Consider the following 15951-nt stretch of genomic DNA (forward strand, 5'->3'; position numbering starts at 1 on the left):
CCCCCCCGAGCGCCACCCTGACCGAGAACCCCCTGGAGACCCCGTCGTGACACATCAGCCCCCACCCGGATCCCGCCGCGCCGAGCGCGCGCAGCAGGAGGGTCGGTCGCGACGCGCTCCGAAGACGCGCAAGCAGGCACGATCGCGCCGCACCGGCCAGCCGCTGTCCCCTCGCCAGCTGCAGTGGCGCCGGGCCCGTCGGACGCTGTACTCCCTGGTCGCGCTCGGCATCATCGGACCGATCGTGGCCTTCATGGTCGCCTACGTCCTGGTGTCGGTGCCCAACCCCGCCGACATCAAGAACGACCAGGTGGCCACGGTCTTCTACGACGACGGCAGCACCGCGCTGTCCACGATCGTGCCCCCGGAGGGCAACCGCACCAACGTGACCATCGACCAGATCCCGCTGCAGCTGCGCTACGCCGTGCTGGCGGCCGAGGACCGCACGTTCTACACCAACCCCGGCTTCTCGGTCACCGGCATCGGGCGCGCCGTGCTGAACAACGTCACCGGTGGCGACACCCAGGGCGGGTCCACGATCACCCAGCAGTACGTGAAGAACGCGCTGACCGGCAACGACCAGACGATCACCCGCAAGCTCAAGGAGCTGGTGATCAGCACGAAGATGGCGCGCCAGGTCTCCAAGGACGACATCCTCACCGCCTACCTCAACACCATCTACTTCGGCCGCGGCGCCTACGGCGTGGCCGCGGCCTCCCAGGCGTACTTCGGCACGTCGGTCGACAAGCTCACGGTGCCCCAGGCCGCGGTGCTCGCGAGCTCGATCCGCAGCCCCGCCGCCTACGACCCGGCGACCAACCCCGGTCCCGCGCAGGACCGCTGGGGCTTCGTGCTCGACGGCATGGTCGGCCAGGGCTGGATCAGCGCCTCCGACCGGGCCGCGCTCACCTACCCCGCCGTGCAGCCCCGGACCACGGCCGACACCGGCACGGCCACCGACGGGCCGGAGGGGCTCATCGTCAGCCAGGTGAAGCAGGAGCTCGCGGCCAACGGCATCACCGAGGACCAGCTGAACAAGGCGGGTCTGCAGATCGTCACCACGGTCAACCAGCAGGCTCAGCAGTCCACCGTCAGCGCCGTGCAGAAGACCCTGGCCGACCAGCCCGCGAACCTCCGGCCGGCCAGCGTCTCCGTCGACCCGCGCACCGGTGCGGTCCGGGCCTACTACGGCAACAGCCAGGGAAGCGGCACCGACTTCGCGGCCACCTGGGCCATCCAGCCCGGCTCGTCGTTCAAGGTCTTCGCCCTGGCCACGGCCCTGAAGCAGGGCGTTCCGCTGAGCAAGAAGTTCGACGGGTCCTCCCCGCAGACGATCGCCGGGCAGAAGGTGGCCAACTCCGACGGGGAGAACTGCGGCAGCTGCACGCTGGCCCAGGCGCTCGTCCTCTCGCTGAACACCGTCTACTACCAGCTGACCGACGACGTGGGGGCGAAGAACGTGGTGGACACCGCGCACGCCGCCGGCATCCCCGCGACCTACGTGGACGCCAAGGGGGCGACGGTGCCGTCCTTGGTGGAGCTGCCGGGCGGGAGAGCCACCGACGGTGTCGCGCTGGGCCAGTACGGCGTACCGCCGCTGGACATGGCGGCCGCCTACGGCACGCTGGCGAACGACGGGATGCAGCACGCCCCGTACTTCGTGCAGAAGGTCACCACGTCCGACGGGCGCGTCCTGCTCGACCGCACCGCCACGCCGAACCCCGGCACCCCGGCCATCGACCCCGCGGTGGCCCAGAACGTCATCTCCGCCATGGAGCCCATCGCGAAGTCCTCGCGCAACCACCAGCTGGCCGGCGGGCGGCAGTCCGCGGCCAAGACGGGCACCGCCCAGCTGAAGGACACCGGGGAGAACGCGAACGGCTGGATGATCGGCTGCACCCCCTCGCTGTGCACGGCCAGCGTGGTGACCACCACCGGGCTGGACGGACAGGCCTCGGCCAAGACGTCGACGGGGCAGATCATCTACGGCTCGGGCCTGCCCTCGGACATCTGGAAGGGGACCATGGACGGCGCGCTGGACGGCACCCCGAACGAGACGTTCCCGGACGCGCCCCCCCTCAACGGTGACGCGAGCGGTGGACAGCCGTCCACCAGGCAGGCACCGCGCCGCACCACCGAGGCCCCGCCGGCGGTGACGACCTCCGAGGCCCCGGCCCCGGCCCCGACGACCACCGCCCCCACGACCACCGCCCCGACGACGACCGCCCCGACGACGACCGCCCCGACGACGACCGCCCCGACGACGACCGCCCCACCGATCACCACCGCGCGGCCCGCGCCTGCGCCCCCCGTAGGCGCGCCGCCCGGCGGCTCGCTGCAGCCACCCCCGCCGCAGCCGGCCGGCTGACCTCCCGCTCACCGGCGCGTCGGTAGAGTCCTGCTCCGTGCAGGGTGATGCCGACGAGGCCGGAACGCTCGTCTCCCCCGTCCCGGCCGCCCGCCGGCGCCGGAGCCTCGTCGTCGGCACCGACCGGGTCGCCCCGACCCTGGCCGACCCCGTCGTCGCCCGGGTGAGCACCGTGGTCGGTGGTCCGGTGGGTCGGCACGCCCTGGTCGGGCGCAGCCGCTTCCTCACCCCCCTGCGGGTCGTGCTGCTGCTGGCCGTGGTGTTCCTCGCCCTGGGCTGGGGCAGCAAGGCCGCCTGCCTGCAGCAGACCCCGGGTGCCGACGGCGCGCCCGTGCTGGACTGGGGCGGCAGCCGCCAGTACGTCGCGATGTGCTACTCCGACACGGTGCCGCTGTACGGGGCCGAGCGCCTCGACACCGGCGCCTTCCCGTACGAGACGTCCTGGGTGGAGAACCCCGGCACGCCCCAGGAGATGACCCGGTACATGGAGTACCCGGTGCTCACCGGGCTCTACCAGTGGGGCTCGATGAAGGTCACCAAGGCGTGGGTGTCGGCGGCGCGCACGCTCCCGCTGCCGTCGGCGATCGAGGTGGTCGTCTACTTCACCGTGGTCGCGCTCGGGCTGGCGCTGGCGTGGCTGGTGACCGTGTGGGCCACGGTGCGGGTGACCGGTCGGCGGGTGTGGGACGCGGCGCTGGTGGCCGGCTCCCCGCTGGTGGCGGTGCACGCGTTCACCAACTTCGACCCGCTGGCCACCGCGTTCGCCGCCACCGGCCTGCTCGCCTGGTCGCGCAAGCGGCCGGTGCTCGCCGGGGTGCTGCTCGGGCTCGGGGGCGCGGCCAAGCTGTACCCGCTGCTGCTGCTCGGCCCGCTGCTCGTGCTCTGCGTGCGCACCGGGCGGATCCGTGAGTGGGTGAAGGCCGCGTCGGGCGCGGCGCTGGCCTGGGGCGTGGTGAACGCGCCGATCTACCTCCTCTACCCCCAGGGCTGGGGTGAGTTCTTCCGGCTGAACACCACCCGCGGGCCGGAGCCGGACTCGTTCTACAACGTGGTCACCTCGTTCACCGGCTGGCCGGGGTTCGACGGACCGCTGGCGCCGGGGCAGGCGCCGACCGTGCTCAACGAGGTGAGCCTGGCCCTGTTCGTGCTGGTCTGCGCGGCCGTCGCCGGGCTGGGGCTCACCGCGCAGCGGCGCCCGCGCGTGGCCCAGCTGTGCTTCCTGGTGGTGGCGGGGTTCCTGATCACCAACAAGGTGTGGAGTCCGCAGTACTCGCTGTGGCTGGTGCCGCTGGCCGCGCTGGCGCTGCCCCGCACCCGGCTGCTGCTCGCCTGGATGGTGCTGGACGCCCTGGTGTGGGTGCCCCTCATGTACTACTTCCTCGGCACGGCCAACAAGGGGTTGCCGGAGCAGTTCTTCACCGGGACGGTGGTGCTGCGGGACGTGGCCGTGCTCGTGCTGTGCGCCGTGGTCGTGCGGGAGGTGCTGCGCCCGGGCGAGGACCTGGTGCGCGCCGGTGGGGTGGACGACCCGGTGGGCGGGGTGCTGGACTGCGCCCCGGACGCACCCCCGGCGTGGCTGCCCGGGTTCCTGCGCCCGCGTCCGGCGCGTGCGGCGCGTCCGGCGCGTGCGGCGCGTCCGGCGCGTGCGGTGGTCACCGGGGTGAGCGGGTAAGCGCCGGCTCGACCGGACCCACCGGGGTGCTGCGCAGGAACACCACGAACAGCACCACCAGCAGCGCGGCCCGGCCCCACACCCCGAGCAGCACCGCGGCCGGGGTCAGCTGGTCGAGCAGGCCGGCGCCGGAGCCCGGCACCAGGGCGGTGGCCCCCGGCCGCACCTGCTCGCGCAGGCCGAGCTCGAAGTACCGGAAGATCCCGACCTCCATGGCGAGATCGGCCACCAGGTAGGCCACCACGAGCGGCCAGCGCACGCGCAGCAGCACCAGGAACGGCAACAGCCACAGCGTGTACTGCGGGGAGTGCACCTGGTGCAGCAGCAGGAACCCGCACAGCATCGCGGCGCTCACGGCCAGCCACGGGTACGTGCCCTCGCGGCGGTACCGCCGCCAGCCGAGCGCCGCTGCGGCCGCGAACGCCAGCAGCACCAGGGTCGGGGACGCCACCGACACCACGCGCTGGTAGGCGTCACTGCCGCTGGAGCTCCCACTGCTGTCCACGATCGGCCGCAATCCCCAGTACCAGATGGAGTTGGTGCTGAGGTCGGCCTTGCGCAGGCCCTGGAACCGGAACGACGCCCACCAGCCTTCGGGGCCGACCAGGGCGAACGGCAGGTTGACGGCCACGACGGTGGCGCCCGCCGCCCCGACCACCGCCAGCGCGCCCCGCACGTCGAACCGGCGGACGTGCCCGGGGAGCTCCCGCCCGCCCACCCCACCGGTGAGCACGAGCAGCGCCAGCGGCACCACGAACGCCCCCGGGTACAGCTTCAGGCAGAACCCGACGCCCAGGACCACCGAGGCCACCACGGCTCGTCGCCGCAGGGGCACCCGCCAGCACGAGACGAGCCACACGGCGAGCACGGAGGACGCCACCACCGGCAGCTCCCAGTTCTGCACCGCGTAGAGCACCAGCGGCGGGGTGGCGGTGAACAGCAGCGCCCGCCATCGGGTCATCCGGGCCAGCAGCCACGCCGTCAGCAGGCCGAACGGGGCCAGCAGCAGGGCGGTGGCGAGCAGGAACCCCGCATCGGTGTGCGCGCCCAGGGCGGCGACCCAGATGAGCAGCCCGGTGAGCACGGGGTACTCCAGGCTCCCCCCCACCAGGGTTCCGTTGGCGCTGAGCGCGCCGTGCACGTAGGGAAACACGTGCTGGTCCACCTCGCGGCCGAGCCACAGGGCCTGCACGTCGGAGTAGCAGACCTGTGCGTCCTGGCGCTCCGCGAAGGCGGTGCTGCGGCCGTCGCCGTCGAAGGTGGGCCCCGTGCAACGGGCCTTGTTGGCGTAGCCGAGCACCAGCACCGCGCAGCAGGTCAGCAGGACGACCACGAGGACGAGGCGTCCGGGCCGGGGCCCGGCCGCCACCGCAGCGGTCAGGAGCCCAGGGCGGTGCGGAGGAAGGCGAGGTCCTCCGCAACGCCCGCAGACGGCGTCTCGAGCACGACGGGGGCGTCGGCTGCGGCGCAGACGGCAGCCAGCACCTGGGGGTCGATGGTGCCGTCGGCGAGGTTGGCGTGCCGGTCACGGCCGGAGTCGAACGCGTCGCGGGAGCTGTTGAGGTGCACCAGGTCGATGCGTCCGGTGACGGCCCGCACCCGCTCCACGACGTCGACGAGCGCCTCCCCGCCGGCCCACGCGTGGCAGGTGTCCAGCACGAACCCGGCCCCGTGGTCACCGATGGCGTCCCACAGCCGGGCGATGACGTCGACTTGGCGTGCCATGGCGTTGTCCCCGCCCGCGGTGTTCTCCACCAGGATCGGCACCGCGAAGCCGCCCGCGTCGGCCTGGCGCTCGAACAGCTTGCGCCAGTTGGCGATGCCGTCCGCCTCGTCCTCCCCGGCCCGGACGTGCCCGCCGTGGACGACGAGGCCCACCGCCCCCAGCTCGGCCGCGGCCTCGGCCTGCTGCACCACGGCCTTGCGCGACGGGATGCGGATGCGGTTGTTCAGGCTGGCCACGTTGATGACGTAGGCGGAGTGGACGACCACCGTCAGGTCGCTCTCCCGCAGCTGCTGGGCCCGGGGGTGCGGGGTGGGCCTGGCCCAGGCCTGCGGATCGGTCACGAAGAGCTGGACGACCTCAGCACCCAGGGCGGCTGCGGCTGCGACGGGGTCGTCGTCCCGGACGTGGGCTCCGATGCGCATGGGCCACAGGGTAGGCGGTGGCCCCGACCCGTCCCGCCCGTCCGCGAGGGTGGCCACGGGCCCGGTGGTATTGCCCCAGACGGGTGACGGTTCGAACCTGTGGCCCGGGTCACTGCGTTCACAGATCAGGGTGACCCGTGCACGGGTCCTGGTCGCGGAGGTGTCGCATGAGGTCTGTCGTCGACGGTGGGATCGTCCGGAGCGTTGTCGCGGTGGGGCTGACCGGCCTGGTGCTCGCGCTGAGCTCCCCCGGCACGGCCTCGGCGGCCGCGCCGGTCGTGAACGTGGAGTGCGGGTCCTCGGCGACGGTGGCCAGCGGCACGAACATCCAGCTGACGCTGCTCGGGATCCCGCTGGGCGGCGCGATCTCGGCGGGGGGTGCGGGCACCAACGTGCTGACGGCCCCGATCAGCACGCTGCTGGGCACGGTGTGCCGGGTCGTGGTCACCGTCGTCGACCCGGTGGTCGCGGCCGTGCCCCCCGCGGTCACCGACCCGGTCGTCAGCGCCGTCGCCCCGGTCGCCTCCGCCGTGGCGGCGGCCCCGCCCGTCGCCGTCCCGGTCCCCGGGGGCGGCTCGGTGCAGGTCGGCGCGGGGGGTGGCGCTGCACCCGCGGCGACGCAGGCTCCCGCCCCGGCCGCCGGCGGGGCCTCCGGCGGGACGGGCACCGGGTCGACCGCACCCGGCGCCGGGACGATCCTGCCGGGCACCGGCACCGGCACCGGCGGCGGAGTCACCGGCTCGGTGGCGGGTGGGGCGCCCGGCACCACTCTGCTGCCGTCGGTGGCGCCCACCCCGGCCGCACCCGGGAGCGCGGTGACCGGCACGTCAGGCCCCGGCGTGCTCGGCTCCCCGGGCCTGCTCCCCGCCGGTGGCGGTCGACCCTCCATCTTCGGCTCGCCCATGCTGGCGGGCTTCTCCACCAGCGGCTCGGCGGCGCAGTTCGGCTCGCTGGGCTCCATCCCGGTCGCCACCGCGGCCTCGGAGTCCACGGTGCAGGCCCTGGACTCCCAGCTGGGCAGCCGGCCCGGTCTGGTGGTGTTCGTCGCGGTGCTCGCGCTGGCCGCCGTCGCGGGGGTCACGGTGCGCCAGTGGGTCCTGCGGACGGTCCCCGCCCTCGCGACCGCGACGGTGGCTCCCGTCACCAAGCACAGCCACCGTCGTTGAGCCTGTGACGGACCACTCCCCCGCGCACGTCTGCGCAGGGGGACGACGTGTGGGAAGAGGGATCATGCGGACAGGACAGCGCGCCCGCGCAGCAGTGGCTGGGGCAGTGGTGGCCTCGGTGGTCACCGGAGGAGCCCTGCTGGGCGGCGGTTCCGCAGCAGCGGCCACCCCGACCCCGATCACCTGCTCCATCGATGTGAACCGGCCGACCGCACCCGTCTCGGTTGCGCCGGGTAGCTCCGTCCAGCTCGTCATCGCGCTCCCGATCCTGGGGACGGTGAACGTCGGCGATCCGCAGACGGTGTCCGGCTCAGGGGCCCAGACGTTGCAGGGCACTCTGACGTCAGGCTTCGGCGGCGTGGTGAAGAACCTGTGCGAGGCCGCGGTCACCATCCAGTCGGCTGTCCCGCTGCCCCCGGTCACGGTGCCCGCGCTCCCGACCGTGCTGCCTCCCGTCAACCTCCAGGTCCCGGCTCTGCCCCAGCTGCCCGCCGCCGGCGGCGCCGCGGCACCCGCGGTCGGCAGCGGCGCGGGGGCCACCCCGCAGGGTGGGAGCAGCCCCCAGGCCGGCGGCACGCCGCAGGGTGGCAGCCCCGCGGCGGCCGGTTCCGTCCCCGGCGCGTCCCCCACCTACACCGGCAGCGTCGACCGTGCGCAGATGGGCGACCTGCTCTCCCAGGTCACCACGAGTACAGCCACGCAGTACAGCTTCGGTCGCGTCCCGCTCTACAGCTACGCCGGCACCCCGTACGCCGTTGCCGGCGGGGCCGGCCGCGGGCTATCGCCCAGCGCGCTGTACGGCAGCTCCGTGCCCGGCTACGCCCCCCAGTTCGGCATCCTCGGCTCGGACGGCACGGCCGGTCCCGCGGACGGGGTCGCGCGGGCCAGCCAGGTCGAGTCCCTCGGTGCTGCGAGCACCCCCGGCACCGTCGGCATCGCCACCCTGCTCGCCGTGCTGCTGCTCTCCGGCACCTCCGCCACGCTCGTCCGCACGGTCGTGCTCCGGCGCACCGCCCCGGTCGCCGCCTGACCGTCGCCACCACCCCGCCAGGCCCAGCCCCGCGACCCGCGATTTCGCAGGTCACGGGGCTGTCGGCTAGAGTGGGGCAGTTGCTGACGCAACGACCCTCCTGCTGCGGAGAGACCGCAGCCGACCAAGCCCACAGGAGGTGATGAGGTCCCATGCGTCATTACGAACTGATGATCATCCTCGATCCCAACCTCGACGAGCGCACCGTCGCTCCGTCGCTCGACACGTTCCTCAACGTGGTCCGCAAGGACGGCGGCTCGATCGAGAAGGTGGAGGTCTGGGGCAAGCGCAGGCTCGCCTTCGAGATCCTCAAGCACGCCGAGGGCATCTACGCGGTGATCGACATCGCGTGCGAGCCGGCCACCGTCAAGGAGCTGGACCGCCAGCTGTCCCTGAACGAGTCGGTGCTCCGTACCAAGGTGATGCGGCAGGACGCCTGAGCAGACCGCTCAGGTCCCCACCGAACTCGGAGGAGACACCATGGCAGGCGAGACCATCATGACCGTCGTCGGCAACCTCACGGCCGACCCGGAGCTGCGCTTCACCCCCTCGGGTGCGGCGGTGGCCACCTTCACGGTGGCCTCCACCCCGCGCAAGTACAACGCGCAGACGTCGCAGTGGGAGGACGGCAACGCGCTGTTCCTGCGCTGCAACATCTGGCGCCAGGCCGCGGAGAACGTGGCCGAGTCCCTCACCCGCGGCTCGCGGGTCATCGTCTCCGGACGGCTGCAGCAGCGGTCGTTCGAGACGAAGGAGGGAGAGAAGCGCACCGTCATCGAGCTCGAGGTCGACGAGGTCGGCCCGTCCCTGAAGTACGCCACGGCCAAGGTCAACAAGGCCAGCCGTGGTGACGGCGGCGGCGGCGGGTTCGGTGGCGGCAACGGTGGTGGCGGCAACGGTGGTGGCGGCGGTGCCGGTTCCCGGGGTGGCTCGTCCGGTGGTTCCTCCGCCGGCGGTGACGACCCGTGGGGCTCGGCCCCGGCCAGCTCCGGCGGCGGCTCCTTCGGTGGTTCCGGTGGCTCCTCCGACGAGCCGCCGTTCTGAGCCTGGCCCCCAGCCCGGCTCGCACGCACGCAGGACCCCGACCGAGTGCCCCCGGGCACCGGTCGGGTCACAGATCAGGAGAAGTTCCATGGCCAAGGCGCCAGAGAAGCCGATCAAGAAGAAGGTCTGCGCCTTCTGCAAGGACAAGGTCGAGCTCATCGACTACAAGGACACGATGGTGCTGCGCAAGGCCATCAGCGACCGGGGCAAGATCCGGCCGCGCCGCGTCACCGGCAACTGCGTCCAGCACCAGAGCAAGGTCGCCCAGGCGGTCAAGAACTGCCGCGAGGTCGCCCTCATCCCGTACACCACCACCGGTCGCTGACCGAGGAAGGACTGCACACGACATGAAGCTCATCCTCACTGCTGACGTCGCCAACCTCGGTGAGCCCGGGGACAAGGTCGAGGTCAAGGACGGCTACGGCCGCAACTTCCTGCTGCCCCGCGGGCTGGCCATCCAGGCCACCCGCGGAGCCGAGAAGCAGGTCGAGTCCATCCGCCGCGCGCAGGAGACCCGGGCCATCCGCGGTCTCGAGCACGCCAACGAGGTGAAGACCGCGCTCGAGGGTCTCGCCGTGTCGCTGCCGGTCCGTGCGGCCGGCAAGTCGGGCAAGCTGTTCGGCTCGGTCACCCCGGGTGACGTCGCCGGCGCGGTCAAGACCGCGGGCGGTCCGGTCCTCGACCGGCGCACCATCGAGCTGCCGGCGGAGCACATCAAGTCCGCGGGCAAGCACGCGATCACGGTGCGCCTGCACCCCGAGGTCACCGCGCAGTTCACCCTCGAGGTCGTCGCCGCGAGCTGACCCTCGACCACGGCCCCGGCCGTGCCTCGAGACGCGGGTGCAGCCCGCTCCAGGACCCCCGTCGACCCCGGTCGACGGGGGTCCTCGGCGTCCGGGTCTCCGCCCACCAGGGCTGTGGACAGCTGCTGTGCACGACGCGCGGGCCGGTGAGCGGCATCACCGGGAGTTCACCGGACACGCCCGACGTGTCAACCCCAGCGACACGCCGCAACGGGTTTCCATCCCCAGGCCCTGAGCGCCAGAAATACCCTCTGATCTGCAGGGACGTGGATGACGACTCCCGTTGTCCCCAGGTTGTCCCCAGGTGGTGCACACAAGTTGGTCCCGACACGCCGAGTTGTCCCCACGTGCTCCACAGGTCTGCGCACACGGGCGGTTGGACAGCCCCCTCCGGCGCCCTACCGTCACCTGGTCCCGGACCCCGCGCGCACCGCGGGAACTGTCGGGGTTGGTGGGTAGACCGGGCGGGATCCGTTCGGTGAGGTGGAGGAGGTCGCTCGTGGCGCTGGTCGACGATCGTGGACGGTCGCTCGCACCGGCGCAGGGCGCCCCCAGGGCCGAGCCCCCCAGCGAGGACTTCGGCCGCCAGCCGCCGCAGGACATGGCCGCCGAGCAGTCGGTGCTCGGCGGCATGCTGCTGAGCAAGGACGCCATCGCGGACGTGCTCGAGGTGCTCGCCTCGGCCGACTTCTACCGTCCCGCCCACCAGTCCGTCTACGACTGCATCCTGGACCTCTACGGCCGGGGCGAGCCGGCGGACGCCATCACGATCTCCGCCGAGCTCGACCGTCGTGGCGAGCTCCGTCGCGTGGGCGGCGCGCCGTACCTGCACACCCTCATCGCCACCGTCCCCACGGCGGCCAACGCAGGCTTCTACGCCGAGATCGTGGCGGAGAAGGCGATCCTGCGCCGGCTCGTGCAGGCCGGCACGCGGATCGTGCAGTACGGCTACGCGGGGGCGGACGGCCAGGACGTGGCGGAGGTGGTGGACCGGGCGCAGGCCGAGGTCTACGAGGTGACCGAGCGGCGCACCAGCGAGGACTTCGTCGCCCTGGAGGAGCTGCTCCAGCCGACCATGGACGAGATCGACGCCATCGCCAGCCGTGGCGGCATGTCGCTGGGCGTCCCCACGGGCATCGACGACTTCGACGCGATCACCAACGGCCTGCACCCCGGCCAGATGATCATCGTCGCGGCGCGGCCCGGCGTGGGCAAGTCGACCCTGGGACTGGACTGGGTGCGCTCGTGCTCCATCAAGCACGGCATGCCGAGCGTGGTGTTCAGCCTGGAGATGAGCCGCACGGAGATCGTCATGCGGCTGCTCTCGGCCGAGGCGCAGATCCAGCTCGGGGCCATGCGCTCGGGGAAGATGACCGACGACGACTGGACCCGGCTGGCGCGGCGGATGAGCGAGATCAGCGAGGCGCCGCTGTTCATCGACGACTCACCGAACCTGACCATGATGGAGATCCGCGCGAAGGCCCGGCGCCTCAAGCAGCGCCACGGGCTCAAGCTCATCGTTGTGGACTACCTGCAGCTGATGAGCTCGGGCAAGAAGGTGGAGAGCCGCCAGCAGGAGGTCAGCGAGTTCTCCCGGCACCTCAAGCTGCTGGCCAAGGAGCTCGAGGTCCCGGTGGTCGCGATCAGCCAGCTCAACCGTGGCCCTGAGCAGCGCGCGGACAAGAAGCCGATGCTCTCGGACCTCCGTGAGTCGGGCTCGCTGGAGCAGGACGCGGACATGGTGATCCTGATCCACCGCCCCGACGCGAGCGACCGGGACGACCCGCGGGCCGGCGAGGCGGACCTCATCCTGGGCAAGCACCGCAACGGTCCCACGGACACCATCACCGTGGTGCCGCAGCTGCACTACTCACGCTTCGTGAACATGGCCCGCGGCTGAGCGGGGCGCGTCGGACCAGCGGGCACCCGGGGCGGGGGGTCGCAGCGCCCGGGGCACCTCGCACTCGGGACCGGGGGCCACGTCGGCGGTCGGGAGCACCGGACCCCGGGTGCGGTGCTGGCACACGCACCGACGCGCCACCCCGGTGCGTCCGGCGACCGCGTCCACGCACTGCACGGCGCTGTGCGGCTCCCGACAGGGTGTGCAGACGGCCATGGGTTCACCGTAGGCGCCGCTGCTGACCAGCGGGTCCTCCACCGTGCGGCACGGTCGTCCACGCTGGACGGGGGGCCCGGCACGCCCTGAGCCTCCCGCGGCTCCCCGCGGCGTCCCCCCTGCCACGGGCACGCCCGGGTGCGGCCGCCCGGTTTCTCGCTCCCGGGGCGTCGGCCCCGGTACGCTCGGCGCGTGACCGCGACGGAGGACTTCGTGCTCGACGAGCAGCTGTGCTTCGCCCTGAACACCGCCTCGCGAGCGATGACCGGCTGCTACCGCCCCCTGCTCGACGAGATCGGTCTGACGTACACGCAGTACGCGGTGATGCTCGTGCTCTGGGAGCAGGACAGCGTGACGCTGGGGTTGCTCGGTCACCGGCTCCAGCTCGACTCCGGCACGCTGTCCCCGCTGCTCAAGCGCCTCGAGGGGCTGGGCCTGCTGACGCGTCGGCGTCGGGTGGAGGACGAGCGGACGGTGCAGGTGACGGTCACCCCGGCCGGGCTGGCCCTGCGCGACCGGGCAGCGGCCGCCCAGCAGCAGGTGGTGGCCGCCACCGGCTTCGACCGCGAGGCGCTGGCCGAGATGCGTGACGCGCTGCAGGCGCTGACCGGCCGGCTCCGCACCGCCTCCGCGTCCTGACCCCTCAGTCCGCGTCGGTCCCCACCCGCTCGGGCAGGGCCCACCGCTGCTCGACCCCGCCGAGCTTCCAGAACGCGACGGCAGCGGCCCACACCACGACGAACAGCCCGACGACGATGAAGCCGACGTTCGTGAGGTCCACCCGGGCGATGGCGTTGGTGACCGGGTCGTCCAGCGCGAGCTTCGCGTGGAACACCCCCACCAGCTCGATGCCGCCGATGATGATGGCCACGGCCACCGACAGGCCCGTGATGGTGAGGTTGTAGTAGATCTTGCGGATCGGGTTCGCAAAGGCCCACCGGTAGGCGACGTTCATGAACGCGCCGTCCAGGGTGTCGAACAGCGTCATGCCGGCCGTGAACAGCAGCGGCAGCACCATCACCGCGTACCAGGGCAGCCCGCCCGCCGCCCCCGCGCCGGCGAGCACCAGCAGGGTGACCTCCGTGGCGGTGTCGAAGCCGAGGCCGAACAGCAGGCCGATCGGGTACATCTGCGCGGGGTGGCGGATGGATCGCATCAGCGGGCGCAGGAGCCGGGTGATGAACCCGCGGTCGTCGAGCGCGGCGTCGAGGGCGCTCGAGTCGTAGCCCTGCGTGCGGGCGCGGCGGTAGACGCGGACGATGCCGACCATCGCGACGAGGTTGAGCACTCCGATGAGCAGCAGGAAGGTGCCGGACACCGACGTGCCGATGATGCCCAGGGCCTGGTGGGCGGAGGAGTCGGCGTTGGTCAGGGTCCCGACGACCTTGGCCCCCACCGCGACGAGTCCCGCGAGGATGACGACAATCGTCGAGTGGCCCAGGGCGAACCAGAAGCCCACCGAGACCGGTTTCCTCCCGTCGGCGAGCAGCTTGCGGGTGGTGTTGTCGATGGCGGCGATGTGGTCGATGTCGAAGGCGTGCCGGACCCCGAGGGTGAACGCGGTGACCCCCAGGCCGACGCCGAACACCTGCGCCCCCAGCGTCAGGTTCTGGGGGACGACGGCTCCGAGGAGCACCGCCCAGGCCACGACGTTCATGACGAGGACGACGCCGAGCACACCGGCGACGCTGCGCCACTCGGGGCGGCTCAGCCGGGCGGAGGACACGGTGGGGACAGCGGTGAGCGACGAAGGGGTCAGCGACACAGGGAGTTCCTCTTCCAGCACCTCGTGGACGGGATCGAGCGTGCCCCGGCCGGTCTCCTGGCTCGCGGACGTCGGAGGTTCGCTCCGCTGCCCGGACCGCCTTCCCAGGTGCGTGGCACCCAGTGGCGAGATGGTCCGAGCTCGTCTGCTCACAGTGGCGAGGGCCGCTCCGGTGTCTCACCGGATTCCCGAGCACCGAGGCGCGGCGAGCGTAGCCCGGCGGGCGTGGTGCCGGCAAGCCTGAACACTTCTTCAGACGTGCGCAGGTAGGGGCTCACGGCTCCAGGGAGGCCGCGAGCTCGACCGCCAGCGTGCGCAGCTGCGCGACGAGCGCCGCCTGGCCCGGAGTGGTCAGGGCGGTCGCGTCGCAGATGGCGGCGGGGACGTGGGCGGCGCGGGCCTCCAGGCCACGGCCGGCCGCGGTCAGGCCGACGGTCACCGAGCGCTCGTCGCGGCTCGCCCGGGTGCGGGTGACCAGCCCCATCGCCTCGAGCCGCTTGAGCAGGGGGGAGAGCGTGCTGGACTCGAGGTCCAGCCGTGCACCGACCTGGCCCACGGAGGCGTCACCCTCCTCCCACAGCAGGACCATGACGAGGTACTGCGGGTAGGTCAGGCCCAGCTCGCCCAGCAGGGGCCGGTAGCGCGAGGTCATCGCGCGGGAGGCGGTGTAGAGCGCCAGGCAGAGGCGTTCGTCGAGGGTGACGGCGGCGGGCGTGGTCATCCCGCCACGATACGTCCGCGGGCGCGACTGTGTCGTGCGCGACCGGTGTAGGCGGGCGCCCCCCGGGCCGGCCGGACCTGCAGGTCAGCGACGGAAGCATGCGTGGTCGACGACTTTTCGGCCTCCCCCGTAGTGGTTATCGTCGTCAACAAGACCTGTTCCGTCGACCACGCCAGGAGCTCCCACGATGCGCCGCGCCACCCTCGCACTGCCCGCCCTCGCTGCCACCGCGGCCCTCGTCCTCGCCGGCTGCAGCACGGCCTCCTCCAGCCCGGCGGCAGCCGGCGACGGGCCTCTGCGGGTCGTCGCCGCGGAGAACTTCTGGGGCAGCATCGCCGCCCAGCTGGGGGGCGACAAGGTCGACGTCACCAGCATCATCAGCTCGCCGGACGCAGACCCCCACGACTACGAGGCCACCGCCTCCGACGGCCGAACGGTGGCCACGGCGGACATGACCATCGTCAACGGTGTCGGCTACGACGTCTGGGCCGGCGACCTCGCCGCCGCCAACCCCTCCGGCACGCGCACCGACCTCTCCGTGGGGGACCTGGTGGGCGCGAAGGAGGGCGACAACCCGCACCGCTGGTACAACCCGGCCGACGTCAGCAAGGTCGTCGACGCCATCACCGCCGACTACCAGGCCAAGGACCCGGCCAACAGCGGGTACTACGACCAGCAGAAGGCCGCCTTCACCGGCACCGCGCTGAAGGACTACGACGCCGTGATCGCCGACATCAGGGCGAAGTACAGCGGCACCCCGATCGGGGCGTCGGAGAGCATCGTGTCGATGTTCGCGCCGGCGCTGGGCCTGGACGTGCTCACCCCGCCGGACTTCCTCACCGCGATCAGCGAGGGCACCGAGCCCACCGCCGCGGACAAGTCCACCATCGACACCCAGATCAGCACCGGCGCGATCAAGGTCTACGTCTACAACTCCCAGAACGCGACCCCCGACGTGCAGGCCCAGGTCGACGCGGCGAAGGCCAGGGGCATCCCCGTCAGCACCATCACCGAGACGATGACCCCGGCCACCGCGAGCTGGGAGGACTGGCAGACCGCTCAGCTCACCGCGCTGGAGGCGGCACTGGCCCAGGCCGCGGCGTGACACCGGCCGCCCC

15 protein-coding genes and 1 riboswitch are annotated in these 15951 nt (G+C 72.6%); of the genes, 11 read left to right on the plus strand and 4 right to left on the minus strand.

Going from position 1 to position 15951, the window contains the following annotated elements; all coding sequences use genetic code 11:
* Positions 1-46 precede the first annotated feature (46 nt).
* Complete coding sequence (locus RHODO2019_RS16650; protein WP_265382825.1) at positions 47-2368, plus strand: transglycosylase domain-containing protein; 2322 nt, start codon at positions 47-49, stop codon at positions 2366-2368.
* Positions 2369-2405: 37 nt separating this feature from the next.
* Positions 2406-4040: a glycosyltransferase family 87 protein gene (locus RHODO2019_RS16655; protein ID WP_265382826.1), complete on the plus strand. Its 1635-nt coding sequence runs from the start codon at positions 2406-2408 to the stop codon at positions 4038-4040.
* Here RHODO2019_RS16655 and RHODO2019_RS16660 read toward each other — a convergent pair.
* Both RHODO2019_RS16660 and RHODO2019_RS16665 read right to left on the minus strand, forming a co-directional pair.
* Positions 4021-5409 (minus strand): hypothetical protein, encoded by a 1389-nt coding sequence (locus RHODO2019_RS16660; protein ID WP_435532142.1) that lies wholly within the window; start codon positions 5407-5409, stop codon positions 4021-4023. The genes RHODO2019_RS16655 and RHODO2019_RS16660 overlap by 20 nt on opposite strands.
* Positions 5410-5417: 8 nt before the next feature.
* On the minus strand, positions 5418-6188 hold the full coding sequence (locus RHODO2019_RS16665; protein WP_265382828.1) for a deoxyribonuclease IV: 771 nt from the start codon (positions 6186-6188) through the stop codon (positions 5418-5420).
* 167 nt (positions 6189-6355) lie between these two features.
* On the opposite strand from RHODO2019_RS16665, the gene RHODO2019_RS16670 reads away from it, so the two are divergent.
* The 8 genes from RHODO2019_RS16670 (at position 6356) to RHODO2019_RS16705 (ending at position 12986) form a co-directional block, all read left to right on the plus strand.
* Positions 6356-7354 (plus strand): hypothetical protein, encoded by a 999-nt coding sequence (locus RHODO2019_RS16670; RefSeq protein ID WP_265382829.1) that lies wholly within the window; start codon positions 6356-6358, stop codon positions 7352-7354.
* A 64-nt stretch (positions 7355-7418) separates the two neighbouring features.
* Positions 7419-8384, plus strand: coding sequence for a hypothetical protein (locus RHODO2019_RS16675; protein WP_265382830.1), 966 nt, complete (start codon positions 7419-7421; stop codon positions 8382-8384).
* Between the two features lie 152 nt (positions 8385-8536).
* Positions 8537-8824 (plus strand): 30S ribosomal protein S6, encoded by a 288-nt coding sequence (gene rpsF / locus RHODO2019_RS16680; protein ID WP_265382831.1) that lies wholly within the window; start codon positions 8537-8539, stop codon positions 8822-8824.
* 40 nt (positions 8825-8864) lie between these two features.
* Positions 8865-9428: a single-stranded DNA-binding protein gene (locus tag RHODO2019_RS16685; RefSeq protein WP_265382832.1), complete on the plus strand. Its 564-nt coding sequence runs from the start codon at positions 8865-8867 to the stop codon at positions 9426-9428.
* A gap of 88 nt (positions 9429-9516) precedes the next feature.
* Positions 9517-9753 carry a 30S ribosomal protein S18 gene (gene rpsR / locus RHODO2019_RS16690; protein ID WP_265382833.1) on the plus strand — a complete coding sequence of 79 codons (237 nt, stop codon included), beginning with the start codon at positions 9517-9519 and terminating at the stop codon, positions 9751-9753.
* A gap of 22 nt (positions 9754-9775) precedes the next feature.
* A complete protein-coding gene (gene rplI, locus RHODO2019_RS16695; RefSeq protein WP_265382834.1) occupies positions 9776-10231 on the plus strand; it encodes a 50S ribosomal protein L9 in 456 nt (151 codons plus the stop codon).
* 499 nt (positions 10232-10730) lie between these two features.
* Positions 10731-12131 (plus strand): replicative DNA helicase, encoded by a 1401-nt coding sequence (dnaB, locus tag RHODO2019_RS16700; RefSeq protein WP_435532143.1) that lies wholly within the window; start codon positions 10731-10733, stop codon positions 12129-12131.
* A gap of 477 nt (positions 12132-12608) precedes the next feature.
* Entirely contained in the window at positions 12609-12986 is a 378-nt protein-coding gene (locus RHODO2019_RS16705; protein ID WP_265384835.1) for a MarR family winged helix-turn-helix transcriptional regulator, read from the plus strand.
* 4 nt (positions 12987-12990) lie between these two features.
* Here the strand turns inward: RHODO2019_RS16705 and nicT are convergent, their stop codons facing one another.
* Both nicT and RHODO2019_RS16715 read right to left on the minus strand, forming a co-directional pair.
* On the minus strand, positions 12991-14004 hold the full coding sequence (gene nicT, locus RHODO2019_RS16710) for a Nickel transporter NicT (protein ID WP_435532238.1): 1014 nt from the start codon (positions 14002-14004) through the stop codon (positions 12991-12993).
* Between the two features lie 138 nt (positions 14005-14142).
* A riboswitch (cobalamin riboswitch) is annotated at positions 14143-14327 on the minus strand.
* A 59-nt stretch (positions 14328-14386) separates the two neighbouring features.
* Positions 14387-14833, minus strand: a complete 447-nt coding sequence (locus RHODO2019_RS16715; RefSeq protein ID WP_290428880.1) for a MarR family winged helix-turn-helix transcriptional regulator — start codon at positions 14831-14833, stop codon at positions 14387-14389.
* 187 nt (positions 14834-15020) lie between these two features.
* On the opposite strand from RHODO2019_RS16715, the gene RHODO2019_RS16720 reads away from it, so the two are divergent.
* Complete coding sequence (locus tag RHODO2019_RS16720) at positions 15021-15938, plus strand: metal ABC transporter solute-binding protein, Zn/Mn family (RefSeq protein ID WP_265382835.1); 918 nt, start codon at positions 15021-15023, stop codon at positions 15936-15938.
* The last annotated feature ends 13 nt before the right edge of the window (positions 15939-15951 follow it).

The organism is Rhodococcus antarcticus, from assembly GCF_026153295.1.
Taxonomy (GTDB): domain Bacteria; phylum Actinomycetota; class Actinomycetes; order Mycobacteriales; family Mycobacteriaceae; genus Rhodococcus_D; species Rhodococcus_D antarcticus.